The organism is Micromonospora sp. NPDC048898 (assembly GCF_043198035.1).
Taxonomy (GTDB): domain Bacteria; phylum Actinomycetota; class Actinomycetes; order Mycobacteriales; family Micromonosporaceae; genus Micromonospora.
In genome coordinates this window covers 680,361-695,804 of record NZ_JBICUF010000001.1, presented here as the reverse complement: position 1 = coordinate 695,804, position 15,444 = coordinate 680,361, and the positions used below count along the sequence as shown (strand labels likewise).

Here is a 15,444-nt window from a genome sequence, read left to right as displayed (position 1 = left end):
TCGGCAAAGGTGGGCAGCCAGGAAGCCGGCCTCCGGTGTGCAAGCCTGGCCCGATCTGGTCTCCGAAGATTTCGGTGCCGGTCGTGTGTCGGCCGAAGGTCGCGGGGCCGGTCGGCCGGCGGACGTGGGGTCATGGAAACGCCCGTCCACGGCGGTGTTAACGTCTCATCCCGTTGCCGGCGAGCGCCGCTAGCTCAACTGGCAGAGCAGCGGACTCTTAATCCGCGGGTTCGGGGTTCGAGTCCCTGGCGGCGCACCAAATAAAGGCCCTGACCAGCAAAAAAACTGGCCAGGGCCTTTATGCTTATCTATGTATTTTCGAACCCTCCCCCGAAAACCCCCCAGTAACGGCCGGGGCGATCAGGTTCGGCAGGCCGGGTGGTAGGCGTACCGGCCGCCACCCGCCCCCGCCACCCGCCCCCGGCTATCCGGTCGGGGCCGGGCCAGGGTTGTGGGATTCGGAACCGCCTGGCTCCGGCCTGCCCCCGAGCTGTTCGAGGATGGCAGAGCTGTCGGGGGCAAGGGCTGGCTTGACGATGTAGTGCTGGAGAACCCCGTCGACGACCGATATTCGCCACCGCCCTGCGGTGAGCTAGACGAGATCCGCGCGGTCCTCGACGACGGGCGCCTCTCCGGTGGCGCCCAAATCCTGCCCGTCTACGAGCGCACCCTCGCCCACCGATTCGGTGCCGCACGGGCCATCGCCGTCAACTCCGGCTCCTCCGCTCTTCACGCCGCGCTCATCGCCTTCAACGTCCGCCCCGGCACCGAGGTACTCGTTCCCGCAACCGCGCCACTTCCGACCGCCATGCCGATCATCACCTGCGGCGCGATCCCCGTGCCGGATACCCTGCCGAATTCCCTCGCCCCGGACCCCACGGATGTCGACCGGAAACTCTCTGCTCGCACCCGCGCCGCGATAACCCTGCCGCTGTGGGGCTACCTCAACGACGAACGTGCGATCACTGGCCTACTCGCCGACGCGGGCGTACCCGTCATCGAAGACGCAGCCCAAGCCCACGGCACCCGCATCGCCAACCTGCACGCAGGCACCCTCGGCCAGGTCGGATGCTTCTCCACCCACGACCGGAAACTACCGTCCACGGGCGAAGGCGGCCTCATCCTCACCAACGACCACGAACTCGCCGACCGCATCGACCACTACACCCACCTCGGCCACCTACGCGGCGACCCCGCTGTCGCCTCCAGGCCATCGCTCGGCGACCCGGCCAGCGGACAGCGCGGAATTGAATCCGATTGTCGACAGTGATCGAAAGCGATTGGTCGATGTCGGCCATAATGGCTCTCCGGATCCAATCGCTGGGGAGCAGCGGTGCGACACGCTTTCGGGTACTGGTTGTCGGTGGTCCTCGCCGGCGTAGCCGTGACGCTCGCGACACTGGGTGATACCGCCGCCGGCCTGTTCGGTCTCGGCGCCGTCGCGCTAACGATGGGCGTCGTGCAGGGGCTTACGGTTTACCTCGACCGCAGCCGTCAGGAAGCGCTGTCCCAGGCAACCGGGCCGGCCGCTGTGGAGGGCGCTGCCGCTCAGGTCGCACTCGACGTCCACGCCCGGCTGAAGATGGATTGGCGCGACCGTTTCTTCGACAGCCGGCACCCGATTCCGCTGCGCTGGGAGCCGGCCGATGACCGCACGGACAACCTTCGCCTGGTGGGGCTGCGCCCGGACGGCGCTTCGAAGCAATCGGATCTGTGGGTCGGCGCCCCACCGGCTGTCAGGTCGGCCGCGGACGCGGCGGGCGTCCTGCGGGCAGTGCCGTCCGGTCGCCTCGTCGTTCTCGGGCCTCCCGGCGCGGGCAAGACGACGGTGGCCCTCCTCCTGACCAGCGGGCTGGCCCGGGATCAATCCCCGGGGGACAGTAGCGTTCCGGTGTTCCTTCCCTTGGCCACTCTGCGCGCTACCGAGGATTTCCAGGACTGGCTCGTCCGACAGATCAAGGCGATCTCACCGGTGCTGGCGGATCCCGCCCGCTACGGCCCCAACGCGGTCGCCACGATGCTGGAAACCCGCCGGCTCGTTCTCGTGCTCGACGGTTTGGATGAGGTGCCGCCCGAGCGTCGCGTCGATGTGCTGGCCGCCATCAACGCTCTTCCCGCCGATGCGTCCATAGTGGTGACCAGCCGCCCGGAGGCATACCCGAGGGCTGGCGCGATTCGTGGCGCCGCCGCCGTGCGGCTCCGCCCGTTGACCGGGGAGCAGGTGGCCGACCACCTGTCGATGCTGCGACCACCTGACGCGTACCCCCGATCCTGGGACGCCCTGATCGCGGAACTCGTCGACGAACCAGAGGGGGCGCTCGCCTCGGCCCTTTCGACGCCGCTGATGCTCTCGCTCACCGTGACCACCTACAGCAGCGGTTTGGCCGACCCGGCAAGGCTTCTGGACCGGCACGAACTTCCGGACCGGGCGGCGATCGAGGGTGACCTGTTGGACAGCCTGCTGTCCACTGCCTACCGCGAGTCGCCGTTGAAACCCCGGGCGTTGAGCGCCGCGGACGCCCGGCGCGTCTTCACCTTCCTCGCCCGCCGGCTACACAACGACGACACGCGGTCGTTCGGGTGGTGGAACCTCCACCGGCTGACGCCGCGTCCGCTGTTCGCGGCGGTTGCCGGTGCCCTGACCGCACTCTGCTGCGCGGCTCTCGTCACGCTTCCCCTGTGGTACCTCGTAGCGGCTGATGTCGTCCCCGCCGCGGTGGTCGACGACGTCATCACCGACGTGCGACGGCTCGGTGTGGGGCCGGCCGGGGGCGGCGGTTCCGACGCGGTCCTGGTCGGATACGGTGTCGCGCTGCTGGGCGGGCTGGTCGGGGGATACGCGGGTGGCCTCGTGGGGGGGTTCGGTGCTCTGTCCGGGCGCGGTCGCCTGGACTGGCCGGCCGGCGGCGGATCGGCCCGGTTCCTCCGCCGCGTCGGTGCGGGCGCGTTGATCGGTGGGGCGGTTGGCCTGTGCGTCGGGCTGACCGCGGGCGGTGCGGTCGGCCTCGTTGCGGCACTTGCCGGCGGGACAGAGGCGCCGCTGCTCGGCGCGCTGGCCGGCGGCCTTCGGGGTGGTCTTCTCGGCGGCGTGCTCGGCGGCCTGTCGGGCGGGCTCGGCTTCGGCCGTGACCTCCCTGAGCCGTGGCGTCCCGTGTCCGCCTCGAAAAGCACCGCGACCCCCGCTGCGCGCAGAGGGGTGGTCCTCGGACTGACCGGCGTGACGGTCGGCGTCATAGCCGATCTGCGTGACGGTCTCGGTGACCCGGTGACTGATGGAGTTGTCGGGGGCTTCTTCGCTGGTCTGGCCCTGTGGCTGCTCCTGTCGAGCCTGACCTGGGCCGATCAGCGCCACGAGGCGGTCGGCGAAACCGAGGGGGTGGATCCGTCCACCGCCCTGATCATCGAGCGCAGGGCCGTGCTGGAGGGGGTCGCCGGCGCGGTCACCGCTGCGGCTCTGGCGTACGTCGCCGCCGGCGTCTTCCCGCTCGCGCCGTCCTGGCCGGCGCCGCTTCTCGCCCTCCTCGGCCTCGCGGTGTGTCTGCAGATCCTGGTCCGTAGTCCCTGGTCATGGTTCCAGGTGGCCCGGCTGCTGCTCGCAGCGCAGGGCCGCCTCCCATTCGCCGTCATCAGGGTGCTCGACGACGGCCGACGCCGTGGCGTACTCGTCCACTCCGGTGCCGGTTACCGGTTCCGGCACGCCCGGCTTCAGGACCGGCTGGCAGGCCATGGACCGGCGTCGGGTACTCCCGACACCGCCCCGCCGACCGACACCGGGCAGCCCGCGCTCTCCGTCTGGACGACCATGAGGTCGCTCGACGACATCACGACGACCTGGGCCGCGGCACTGCGTGCCGTGGCTCCCAGCGCCGACCTCGAACGTGTGGTGGCCGACCGGGTGGAAGTGTGGCAACGGTTGGATACCGGCATGCCCGGGGCGGCCGAACACCAACAGCGGGTCGTCGCTGCCCTCACGCGGCTGCTCGGCGCCGATCATCCCTTCACCGTGGTCGAGTCTCTGACCGGACTGGAACTCCAAGCCCGCGAGGGCAGCGTCCGCGCCGCCGAGCGACAGGCCCGCGCCACCGTGGCCGCCCTCGAACGGCGGCAGACGGATCGGGCCCTGCTCGTGCAGGCCCGTTGGGCCCTGGGTCGGATCCTCACCCAGGCCGGCAAGGTGGAGGAGGCCGGCGACCACCTCATGAGCGTCCGGCGGGCCTTCGGCAAACTCCGTCCCGGAGAGGGGCCGGTACCGGCCGGTTACGACAGGTTGATCGCCGATCTCCATCCGATCCGTTCTGTGATCGCCCTGCGGCCGGGGGTACCCGCCGAAGCGGCTGAAGACATCTTGACCAGGCAACTGGCCGAGGAACGGTGGGCTCTCGGCGACAGTCACCACTGCACACTCCAAACCCGACGTCACCTCGCCCAGCAGCTCAAACGGCTCGGCCGCTACGGTCCGGCGACCCAACAGTTGGAAACCGCGCTGCGGCAGGCACCCGCGGACAGCACGTCGGGTAAGGCGATCCAGGAAGACCTCGACCGACTGAGGAGTGGCCGATGACCCCTGCCAATCCGGATATGGCCGACCCGGCCTTCCGCATCGCCACGCTCCGGGACGACCCCGCACTCGACCGCCTCCATTACCTGTGCGCCGAGGTGGTCGGCCTCGCCCGCGAGGCGAACCTCGGCACGTCCGAGCACCCGGTGCTCGCCGACCCCGGATGGGTGTCGCGGCTGCGGGAACGGGCGTCGGCCGCCGTGACCGTGATCGTGATCGGTCAGGTGTCCTCGGGAAAGTCGACGTTCGTCAATTCCTTGCTCGGCCGGAAGCTGCTGCCGAGTTCTGACCGGCCGACCGACGGTGTGGTCTCCGTCCTACAGGCATGCCACCCGGGAATGCCGGAACAGGCGGTACGGGTGGACGCCGACGGCCGGGAAACGCTTTTCTCCTCCGTGGCCGACGGAGCACGGTTCCTGGCCCGCCAACACAGCGACCAGGCGGATCAGATGTCCTGCCGCGAAGTGCGGTTCCACCTTGACGAGCCGCTGCTGCACAACCTACGCATCGTCAACACCCCGGGTCTCGGCGACCGCATCGCGGCGTTCCAGGACATCACCCTGGACTACCTTCGCGACGACGCGGCCGACCTCGTCATCTGGACCTTCTTCCCGGACGCCGCGGCCAACCGCGCAGAGATCGAGACCTTCGCCGACGCGCTGGCTCGTCGGCGCGGCACCGTGCTGGGCATCGTCACACGTGCTCTCGAGGACCACGAAGACGATGACGACTACGACCCGCACACCGATCCGGCGTTCGCCGACGTGGTCGGTCAGCTACGCGCGCACCTCGGGGACTATCTAGGCGACATCCTCCTCTACGACGCCTATCACGCCCATGCCCTGGTCCGACGGCTGCGCGGCGCGGATAGCCAACACCTGGATCCCTCGATTGCGCGGGAACTCGCGCGGTGCGGCTACGACCAGGTCCGGGAGGCGCTGCGGGCGGTCGCCAACGACGCCAGCACCCGCACCCACGCCCTGATGACCCGGTGCGCGGCCACCGCCGCTGCGCTACGGCACGCCGCGCTCGCGGCGGAGCAGGTCTTCGCGGGCCGGGCCGCACTCCACCAGCACCAGATGAACACCCTGCACCGGATCGAACGCGACGTCATCGGCCCGGCCCGCGACCAGCTCGACACCGAGATCCACGCCATCGCCGACCGGTTCGCCAGCGAGTTGGTCGACATTCTCGCCGCGGTGGCCGTGGAGGTGGTCATGGCTCAGTTCACCCTCACCGGTTCGCTACGCAGCGCGGCGAGTTCCTCGCTGACCCGAGGCGCCAACGACTCGATCGGCGTACGACTCGACCGCTCGATCGACGAGGCGACCACGCGAAAACTCGCCGAGCTTCGCTTCCACGAGCGGCTGTCGGATGTGGCCGCCAGCACCATTCGGTGGCGGATGCAGGCGCTAGCAGCCGACCTCGCGGTCACCCTGCCGAAGACCGACCGGGCCGCTGGCAGCGTAGTAGCTCCGGTCGACGTGCAACGTGTCGCGGGCCCTGCCGGTGACATCGCCGGCGACCTGTTCAACCAGGTCCTCAGCCAGGTCGCCGCTGCGGCGATGAAAGCTGCCGGCTCCGGGACGGTGTCGGTCGTCGGCCGGGCCGGTGCCGGACGCGCGGGTACGGCGCTCGCCGCCACCGTGGCGCAGAATGTCGCCCGCAGCGCCGCCACCGGCACGGTCGCACGGTCCGCAACCGTGTTCACGGCGGTCATGGTGCCGCTCGAGATCCGCAAGCTCTACAAGGACTTCAACGCGGGCAAGGGTCATCTGATGCAAGCTTTGGTCGCGGGTTTTCACCGCAGCAGAGGCGCCCAGGCCACCCGCATCCGCGACACCCTGGTACCCGTCGTCGACGACGCCTTCGATCAGCTACGCACCGCCGCGCGGGCCGCCCTGCTGCCCCCCGATGACGGACGTCAACGGTGGGCGCTGAACGCCGCAGCGGCGGCCAACGCCGCGGAAGCCCTCGAAACGTTGGCCCGGACGTTCGAGCGGCACCGCCACGATGCCCCGTGACCGAACCGCCAGCGTCCTCGACCGTGCCACAGTGGGCTCACGACGCCGCGCTGCTGGCCGCCGAGGTCAGCGCGGCGCTGCCAACACCGCACCCGGCCCGAGCGCAGCTCGACCGCATGCTCGACGAATGGGCACAGGACACGCCACGGGTCGCAGTCATCGGAGCATCCTCAGCCGGCAAGACCACCCTGCTGCGCACCCTGTTCGACGCGGACAACCTACCGACCGGCCGCGCGGCCACGACAGCGGCGATCACCGTACTGCGACACGGCACACCCGCCCGGGGCGAGCTGCACCACGACAATCGCAAGCCGCCGGCCCAGTTCGACTTCGCCGACCCCACACAGGCACGGGATTTCCGCACCGCGTTGGTCAACCCGGCTGCGGCGACGCAGGTTACGCAGGCGGTCTGTTATCTGCCCCATCCGCGGCTACGAGGCCTCACCGTCATCGACACCGCCGGCTTCAGCTCCCCGGTTGCCTTCCACACCGAGATCTCCGCGGCACTGCTCGCCCGCCGCCCCGACGTCGTCGTCCTGCTTCTGGACGCGCGCCGCCTCGACAGCCCACCGGCCCACGACGCGCTCGCCGCCCTGCGGACCATCGTCCGTTCGCCCGACGACTACGACCGCCTCATCGTCGGCCTGACCCACACCGAGCGGGCGATCCGCAGCATGGCGCACGACCTGGACCTCGATCCCACTGAGGCCGAGGATCTCACCGCCGTGCTTGTCGCCCGCCTCCAAGAGACGGCAGCGGCTGACCTCACCGTCATGTTGGCCGAACACCTCGGATGGCGCCCCGCACAACCGCCGACCACCGTCGCGCTCGCACTCGGCGAGAAGGCGCCGGCGGAGCTACGCGGCAACACCGTCCAGCTCTGGGACCTGGTCAGGCGGCTAACTGACACAGGGATCAGCTCTGCGACCTGGCGTGGTCGGGCCTCCGCTGTCGCTTCCCTGGTCAAGGCGCTCGCCGAGGCGTGCACCCGGCAGCGGGCCGCCGACGCCGCCGAGATCGAGCAGCTCACCGACCACCTGCACGCCGGTCGTCAACGACTGACCGCCGACGAGGTCCGGTTGCGTACGGTCGCGACGACCGTGGGCCGTTCCATCGACCGCATCCGGGACTGCGTCCTTGCCGAACGCGCCGCGCTCGTCGTCCACATCAATGGCCTCCCCAACGACAAGGCCGTGAAGGGCTTCCTGAGCGCCGGCTACGCCCAGGAACTCGCAGGCGCCATCACCCGCATCCGGACGGTGGCCGAAGAGCAGCACGACCAGGTGCACGCTGTCATCACCGTGACCGGGCTCATGTCGCCGGTCGTACTCGACGAGCGGTTCCTCACGGCAGATACCGGAGTCGCCCACACCACCACCCGACTTCTCAGCGGTGTCCGACACCGCTTCAGACAGGGCTGGGGGCTGGCGTTGGGCAGCGTCGCCGACCTCGCCGGACGCGATCTCGCTCGGGCGCGCGCCATGCTGGCCGAGCACGCCCACCACCAGGTTTCGCACGTCGGACGGCACCTCGAACTCTGGGTCGCCCACCTTCTCCGCATCCAGGCACAGGAACTCTCCGCCACGCGAGCCCAGGACGAGTACATCCGGACGCAACTGGCCTCAACAGAGGAACGGATCGCCGCACTGACCCGCAGGATCGACGTGCATGGCGCGCTGGCCCGACGGGCCGAAGGGCTCTGTCGCGTTGCCGGATCTGTGGGCACGCCGAACCGTGTCAGCGGGCACCTGTCAGATCAGGCCGCGTTTCATCCAGCGCCAGACGCCTTCGGTGGGGTTGAGGTCCGGGGCGTAGGCGGGTAACCGGATCACGGTCAGCCAGGTCCGGGCGGCGATCAGGGTGTGCATGCGGTGGCTGACGTGGGTGTTCAGGTTGTCCCAGATCAGCATCATCGGTGCGTGCAGGCGTTGGTGGGTCTGGTCGAGGAAGGCGCTGTAGTCGTCCTCGCTGAAACTGCCACGCTTCCCGGCGCGACCGAGGTGCAGCCGGGTGCGCCACATCAGCCGGCCTCGCTGTCCGGGCTTGAGGCAGACCAGGCCGGCGATGGAGACCCGACCGGAGCCCTTGCCGCAGACCTCGACGACGGGCGTGTGTCCGCGCCGGGCCCAGGTCTTGCTCACGGGCGGCCTCAGGACCTGGCCTGCCTCGTCCTGGAAGCAGATCCAGGCGTCCCGCGTCGCGGCTAATCTCTTATCGACGGCCACCGCCTACGGTGCCAACTCGCGATCGCCTCGGGGTCACGTTCGACCGCCCGGCGGGTCGGGACCTGCTGGCTGTAGCCCATGCGGTGCAGCAGATAGGACACCCCGCGCAGCGTGTAGTTGACCGCGAAGCGGCGATCGATGACCCCGGCGACACGGGCCAGGGTCCAGCGGGCGTCCTCCCAGCCGTGGGCCAGAAGGACCGTCATCGAGCATCTCCGTGAGTTCTTTCTGCTGGTCAGCGGAGAGTTTGCAATCCGAACCACCCGGCCCGGCCGACGCCAGAGCTTGGGCTCCGCCAGCTACCCACTTACGTCGCCACTCACGGACAGACTTCTCGGAAACCCGCAGCACAGAAGCGATCTGCGTCGTCGATTTGGACTCTTCGAACATCGTCGCGGCCTGGACCCGAACCTTCTCACGCCGGACCCGGGCTGCCGTGTTCATGCCACCACCAGCCGGATACCTCATCACCCGGATCTACCCAAACATCGACGCAGATCACGCACACACGTCGAGAGACGTCAACCTTTCAATCTCTTTAGCGACAATCAATGATCGGCGGCTGGCCTCGTTCGGGCAGGTCAACCCTGGTTCTTGACAATCAACGACAAGTCCGAGCGGGCGCTCGTCGACAACCGCGGGTTCGGGGTTCGAGTCCCTGGCGGCGCACCAACGATCAAGGCCCCGACCCGGTGGGATGTGCTGGGTCGGGGCCTTTCGTGTGCGTGGGTGGTTGGTGCTCTCACCGACGGGCGGGCGGGCGGGCCGGCCGGAGGGCGCGGCTGTTCGTCGCCGCGAGCGCTCGCGCCCGTGCCCCCGTGGCCCGGGGTGTGACCGTCGCACGTCCGCGACAGGCCCCCGGGGCCTCAGGAATCATGGTTGCACGGCGGGCCGCCGGCCAATCCATGGTGTGCCCGGTACCGGCCCGGTGTGTCATTCAAAATCTTGCGAAAGGCGAGATGGAATCCAACCGAACTCCGGTACCCCACCATCTCGGGTATTGAACTGAGTGGGGTTTTGGTGTACGTCAGCAGTTGCACCGCCTCCTGCATGCGGCGTCGGGTGAGATGTAGCGCCGGCCCCTCCCCGACGAGATCCCTAAACGTCTTGGCGAAACTCGACCTCGACATGCCGGCGCGCTGTGCCAGCAGGTCCAGCGTCCACGGCTGCCGGAACTCGCCGTAAATGGCGGATAGGGCACGGCTTACGCCGGAATGGGCCAGTGCGCGCAGCGCCGGCGAGTCGACTGTCAGATTCTGCAGTGCCACGCGGAGGGCGAGCACGAATACCATCTCAAAAGCTCGCAGAGTCACCAGCGGGCTGCCCGGCTCGCGCCGCTCGGTCTCTGGAACCAGCGACTCCAGCGTTCGGAGCAGGAGTGGCTCCTCGTCGAGCTCGGGCTTGCCCAGCACGAAGACCGGCGGGAGCGACCGGTACAGCGGGGGTTCGCCGCCGGGGTCGTAGTTGAGGCTGGCACACATCAACTCGGTGAGAGCACCCTCCTCGCCAATCCGTACAATCGCCGACTCGCCGAGGCGGCGCTCGGGGAGCAAGTGGCGTAACGGGTGAGTCGGTCCTGGTGATCCGTCGCCCAATGTGTGCGCTGTGCCGTAGGGAAAGATCGCCAGGTCGCCCCGGCGCAGCAGAATGGGTGGTCGGTCCCTAAGTTTGACGTAACAACTGTTTCGTAGGACGTAGTGAAGCACCGCGCAGTGATCGTCGTCACCTTGGACATTCCATGGTCCCCGCACGACCCAGCGGCTGTGGAAAACGCTGATCAGACGTATCGGTTTGAGCAGCTCAGCCAGTACGTCAAGGTCATTCATGGACGATCCTTAAATCAGAGCGGAGAGTTCTTAATTGATCGTAGCTAACTCTTCCGTGAAACTTCCGAGGGAACCGGGTCGTTCGGTCGAGACGATCGGTATACGTGGTTGCGTATCGCAAGACGAGCTTCATGCACGGGGGGCCTTCCTGGTGTCGCGTCGAACTTCGCGGGCTGCACTCCGCTCCCGTCGTTGACCACGGCGGTCGGTGTCACCCGCGTTGATGGACGTATCGCCAGCCGGCGATCCGGCATGAAACGAGCAGGGAGGGAGCGTCGATGCGGATACTCATCGCCGGGGCGGGCATCGCCGGCCTGACCACGGCCCTGAGCCTGCACGCGGCCGGTCTCGACGAGATCCGGCTGGTCGACGCGGCCCCGGAGATCCGGCCCCTCGGTGCCGGGATCAACCTCCTGCCCAACGCCGTCAGGGAACTCGCGGACCTCGGCCTCGACGCGGCGGTGGGCGCGTCCGCCGTCCCGACCACCGAGCTGGTCTACTTCAGCCGGCACGGTGACGTGATCTGGCGTGAGCCGCGGGGCCGCGCGGCCGGTCACCGATGGCCGCAGCTCTCCGTGCACCGGGGGCACCTGCAGATGGTGCTGCTCGCCGCCGCCGAGGAACGACTCGGCCGGGAGTGTGTACGCGCCGATGCGCGGGTCACCGACTTCTGTCGGCTGCCCACCGGTCGGGTGCGGGTCACCCTCGCCCATCGCACCGGCGACACCACCACCACCGAGGTCGACGCCCTGATCGGCGCGGATGGCATCCGGTCCGGCGTCCGCCGGGTGCTCTTCCCCGACGAGGGACCGCCGGTGTGGCAGCGGCAGGTGGTGTGGCGCGGCATCACCAAGATTCCGCCGTTCGCCGACGGTCGGTCGATGTTCGTCGGAGGCGACAGCACGTGGAAGGTGGTCGCCTACCCGATAGCGCCAGGGCCGGACGCCGCCGGCCTGGTCGACACCAACTGGGCGGTCTCCCGCACCTTCGTGCCGGGTGAGGTGGTCGACCGGGCGGGATGGGACCGGGTGGTGGATCCTGCGAAGCTGCTGGCCGCGCTCGACGGCTGGGTCTTCGACTCGCTCGATGTCGGTGCCCTCATCGCCGCCGCCGCCCCCTTCGAACAGGCCATGGTCGATCGCGATCCGCTGCCCCGCTGGACCTTCGGACCGGTGACGCTCGTCGGTGACGCCGCCCACGCGATGTGTCCGATGGGGTCCAACGGCACCACCCAGGCGATCATCGACGCTCGTGCCCTGGCCAGCGCCGTGGCTGGCCAACCGGACCTCAGCACCGCCTTCGTGGCCTACGAACGGGACCGGCGTGAGCGGATGACGCTGCTCCAGAACTGCAACCGGGCACTGGGCCCGGAGGTGGTGGTCGCCATGGCGGACCGGGCCAGATCGGTCATCCGTCCCGGTCCGTCGGCGCGCGACCTCGACCGGGAACTGGCCGAGATCTCTCGACGCTATGCGGAGTTGGGCGGCTTCGACGTGGCGACGGCCAACGCGGCCTCCTCCTACTCGGTCCAACGTCGACCGCACTCCGCTCGCCCCGCCCAGCAGCCGGCCGGGTCCTGATCGTTTCGGACACCTGACAGGTCCACTCACCACCAACCACCTGCCTAACCCGTGATTTAGGAGATGAGACATGACGCGAACCGGCGAGCAGTATCTCGATGCGTTGCGCGACGGCCGAGAGATCTGGCTGGACGGCGAACCGGTCAAGGACCTGACCCGACACCGCGCGTTCCGCAACACCGCTCGGTCCATCGCCCACCTCTACGACCTGACACACCAGGCCGAGTTCGCCCCGGTGTTGACTGTCGAATCCCCGTCGGGCGACCGCATCCACCGGGCGTTCCACATCGCCCGCGACTACGAGGATCTGGTCGCTCGGCGCAAGGCACACAAGATCTGGTCCGAGGCGACCTTCGGATTCCTCGGTCGTTCGCCCGACTACATGGCGTCCGGCCTCGCCGGGTTCGCCGCCCTGCCGGAGGTCTTCGCGGGCAGCGGGTTCGACGGTCGGGACAATGTCGCCGCCCACCATCGGCGGATGTCTACTGGTGATCTCTACCAGGCGTTCACCATCACCAACCCGCAGATCGACCGAACCAGGGCCGCGTCCGAGCAGGAGGAGAACGATCTCTACCTGCGTGTGGTGAGGGAAACCGACGGCGGCATCGTGGTACGCGGCGCGAAGATGATCGGCACAGCCGCCGCCTTCGGCGACGAAGTGGTGGTGGGCACGATCGAGCCCCTGGCCCCGCAGGACGTGGAGTACGCGCTGAGCTTCTCCCTCCCCCTCGACACCCCGGGGCTGAAGTTCGTCTCGCGCGCCTCGTACGAGGCCGGTGCCCGGAGCGTCTTCGACAACCCGCTCTCCTCCCGGTTCGACGAGAACGACTCGCTGCTCGTCTGCGACGACGTCTTCGTGCCGTGGGAGCGGGTGCTGGTCTATCGCGACGTGGACGCCAGCCTGCGCCAGTGGTGGGCGACGCCGGCGTACAACAACTTCGTCCACCAGTCGGCCACCCGCTTCTGGACCAAGCTGGAGTTCCTCACCGGCCTGGCGATCCTCATCGCCAAGGCGAACAACACCTACGGTCTGCCCCCGGTGCAGATGCAGATCGGCCGCCTGATGACCTGGGTGAACATCGCGCGTTCGATGTTGATCGCGGCCGAGACGGAGTTCGTCCCCGTCCCGGGCGGCGAGGGCGTCATGATCAACCCGGAGATCGCATCCGCGCATCGAGCGATGGCCGGTGACATCTACCCGAAGGCGGTGGCCGAGGTCAAGCTGCTCGCCGGCGGCGGCCTGATCCAGCTCCCCGCCTCCGGCTACGACCTGCTGCACCCCGAGCTGGGGCCGGTGCTCGCCAAGTACGTGCGCTCACCCGGCCACTCGGCAAAGGCGCGGATCAAGCTGCTCAAGCTCGCCTGGGACGCGCTGGGCTCGGAGTTCGCCTCTCGGCACGAGCAGTACGAGCGTTTTTACCACGGTGCCCCGCACGTCTACCTGCCGGCGGTGGTGCGCGACGGCCGTCCGGACCTGTGTGAACAGCTCACCCAGTCCTGCCTGGACGGCTACGAACTGGACAACTCGATGTACGGCGCCTCATGACCAGTCCGGACGTCTCCCCGCCCGGTGCCACCGCCACCGACGCCTCCGGGGCACCCCACCGGTGGCGGGCGCTGGCGGTGCTGGCCTGCACCCAGTTCCTCCTGATCCTCGACACCGCGATCATCAACGTGGCGGTGCCCTCGATCGGCGAGGACCTGCACATCTCGCCCACCGGGCTCTCCTGGGTGGCCAACGCCTACCTGATCACCTTCGGCGGTCTCCTGCTCCTCGGCGGACGCAGCGCCGACCATGTCGGCCGCCGCCGGGTCTTCGTGATCGGTCTGGTCGTCCTCGTCCTCGGCTCGGCGGTGGGCACGGTCGCGAACTCGGCCGGCTGGCTGATCGCCGGTCGGGCGATCCAGGGTCTGGCCGCCGCGCTGGCCGCCGCCGCCGCGCTGGCGCTGGTGCTGAGCATCTTCCCGGAGGGTCCGGAACGGCATCGGGCCCTCGGTATCTTCGCCGCGATGGCGGGCGCCGGAGGTGCCGTCGGCACGGTCCTCGGTGGGTTGCTGACCGACTCGTTCGGCTGGCGCTCGACGTTCCTCATGAACGTCGTCGCCGGTGCCGTGCTTGCCGTCGTCGCCCTCCGGGTGGTGCCCAAGGTACGCGAACCCGCAGACCGCCGGGCCTTCGACGCGATCGGCGCCGTGACCGTCACCGCCGGCCTGGGGCTGCTGGCGTACGCGTTGGTGTCCACCGGAGACATCGGTTGGCTCGCCGGTCGCACCGTCGGCGCGGCCGGTGTGGCGGCGCTGTGCCTGGTGGCGTTCGTGTTCATCGAGCGGCGCAGCAGCCACCCGCTGGTGCCGTTGGGCATCTTCCGGCGGCGTCGACTCCGCACCGCGAACATCCTCGGCGGGCTGGCACAGCTCGTGCTGTTCCCGACGTTCTTCTTCGTCAGCATCTATCTCCAGGACGTGCTCGGCTACTCGCCCCTGGGTGGTGGGCTCGGTCTGTTGCCGATGTCGCTGGTGGTGATCGTGGTGGCCGCGATGGCCGAGCGGCTGATCGCCCGGATGGGCCTCGAGGCCGTGATGACGGTTGGCTTCGTCCTGGTCGGTGTGGGCATGCTCTGGCTGTCCCGCCTCTCCGCCGAGGGGGACTTCGTCTCCGAGGTGCTCGGGCCGACCGTCCTCGTCGGCATCGGGTTGCCACTGGTGAGTGTGACGACGAATGTCGCGGCGACCGCGGAGGCGACCGACAACGAGGTCGGACTCGCCTCCGGGCTGATCAACACGAGTCAGCAGATCGGCGCGGTCGTCGGTCTTGCGGTCATGGCCGGTGTGGCCGCCGCCCGGACCAACCAGGTGACCGGTGACGACCCGGCCCGCCTGGACGCGGCGGCCACCACCGCCGGCTTCCAGGCAGCGTTCCTGGTGGGCGCGGTGGTCGCGCTGATCGCGGCCGTGGCGGCCGTCCGGCTACGTCGGGCCCGGCCGGCGCCCGTCGGCTCGGCGACGGTCTCCGGACGGTAGGCCGGCGGCCGATCCCGTGCCGGATGCGGCGGAGCCCGGCACCATCCGGACTCCACCGGCCGAGCGGACCCGGAACGCCCGCGGTCCGCGCACCCGGTCGTGACCCGAGCGGTCCCGGCCGGAAACGAGGACCTGGCAGGACGGGTCCTGCACCAAGCGCCGTGCCCCCGGGGCGGGGCGCTCCTCCCACGCACGCGAAGGAACTGAGCA

At 69.3% G+C, this 15,444-nt stretch carries 10 protein-coding genes, 1 tRNA gene and 1 pseudogene; 8 read left to right on the top strand and 4 right to left on the bottom strand.

Annotation, left to right across the window (positions count from 1 at the left end):
* Positions 1-183: 183 nt before the first annotated feature.
* The 5 genes from ACGFIQ_RS03270 to ACGFIQ_RS03250 all read left to right on the top strand — a co-directional run bounded on the left by ACGFIQ_RS03270 (position 184) and on the right by ACGFIQ_RS03250 (position 8,405).
* Positions 184-259, top strand: a tRNA-Lys gene (locus tag ACGFIQ_RS03270).
* Between the two features lie 282 nt (positions 260-541).
* On the top strand, positions 542-1,270 hold the full coding sequence (locus ACGFIQ_RS03265) for a DegT/DnrJ/EryC1/StrS family aminotransferase (protein WP_393238420.1): 729 nt from the start codon (positions 542-544) through the stop codon (positions 1,268-1,270).
* Positions 1,271-1,333: 63 nt separating this feature from the next.
* The gene (locus ACGFIQ_RS03260; RefSeq protein ID WP_393238417.1) at positions 1,334-4,561 is read left to right on the top strand and encodes an NACHT domain-containing protein; all 3,228 of its coding nucleotides are present in this window, start codon (positions 1,334-1,336) and stop codon (positions 4,559-4,561) included.
* Positions 4,558-6,582, top strand: coding sequence for a dynamin family protein (locus tag ACGFIQ_RS03255; RefSeq protein WP_393238414.1), 2,025 nt, complete (start codon positions 4,558-4,560; stop codon positions 6,580-6,582). The genes ACGFIQ_RS03260 and ACGFIQ_RS03255 overlap by 4 nt, the downstream gene beginning before the upstream one ends.
* A 23-nt stretch (positions 6,583-6,605) precedes the next feature.
* Positions 6,606-8,405 (top strand): dynamin family protein, encoded by a 1,800-nt coding sequence (locus tag ACGFIQ_RS03250; RefSeq protein WP_393238411.1) that lies wholly within the window; start codon positions 6,606-6,608, stop codon positions 8,403-8,405.
* Here ACGFIQ_RS03250 and ACGFIQ_RS03245 read toward each other — a convergent pair.
* The 4 genes and pseudogenes from ACGFIQ_RS03245 to ACGFIQ_RS03230 all read right to left on the bottom strand — a co-directional run bounded on the left by ACGFIQ_RS03245 (position 8,334) and on the right by ACGFIQ_RS03230 (position 10,633).
* Entirely contained in the window at positions 8,334-8,723 is a 390-nt protein-coding gene (locus tag ACGFIQ_RS03245) for a transposase (protein WP_393238408.1), read from the bottom strand. The genes ACGFIQ_RS03250 and ACGFIQ_RS03245 overlap by 72 nt on opposite strands.
* Before the next feature lie 62 nt (positions 8,724-8,785).
* Positions 8,786-9,013 (bottom strand): winged helix-turn-helix domain-containing protein, encoded by a 228-nt coding sequence (locus ACGFIQ_RS03240; protein WP_393238405.1) that lies wholly within the window; start codon positions 9,011-9,013, stop codon positions 8,786-8,788.
* A gap of 82 nt (positions 9,014-9,095) precedes the next feature.
* A pseudogene (locus ACGFIQ_RS03235) lies at positions 9,096-9,197 on the bottom strand (helix-turn-helix domain-containing protein); the annotation flags it as partial.
* Between the two features lie 476 nt (positions 9,198-9,673).
* Entirely contained in the window at positions 9,674-10,633 is a 960-nt protein-coding gene (locus tag ACGFIQ_RS03230) for an AraC family transcriptional regulator (protein WP_393238402.1), read from the bottom strand.
* A gap of 278 nt (positions 10,634-10,911) precedes the next feature.
* Here ACGFIQ_RS03230 and ACGFIQ_RS03225 point away from each other — a divergent pair, with 278 nt between their 5' ends.
* From ACGFIQ_RS03225 to ACGFIQ_RS03215, 3 genes are all read left to right on the top strand, one after another.
* Positions 10,912-12,213: an FAD-dependent monooxygenase gene (locus tag ACGFIQ_RS03225; RefSeq protein WP_393238399.1), complete on the top strand. Its 1,302-nt coding sequence runs from the start codon at positions 10,912-10,914 to the stop codon at positions 12,211-12,213.
* A 70-nt stretch (positions 12,214-12,283) separates the two neighbouring features.
* Entirely contained in the window at positions 12,284-13,759 is a 1,476-nt protein-coding gene (locus tag ACGFIQ_RS03220) for a 4-hydroxyphenylacetate 3-hydroxylase family protein (RefSeq protein WP_393238396.1), read from the top strand.
* On the top strand, positions 13,756-15,234 hold the full coding sequence (locus ACGFIQ_RS03215; protein ID WP_393238393.1) for an MFS transporter: 1,479 nt from the start codon (positions 13,756-13,758) through the stop codon (positions 15,232-15,234). Before ACGFIQ_RS03220 ends, ACGFIQ_RS03215 begins: the two co-directional genes overlap by 4 nt.
* The last annotated feature ends 210 nt before the right edge of the window (positions 15,235-15,444 follow it).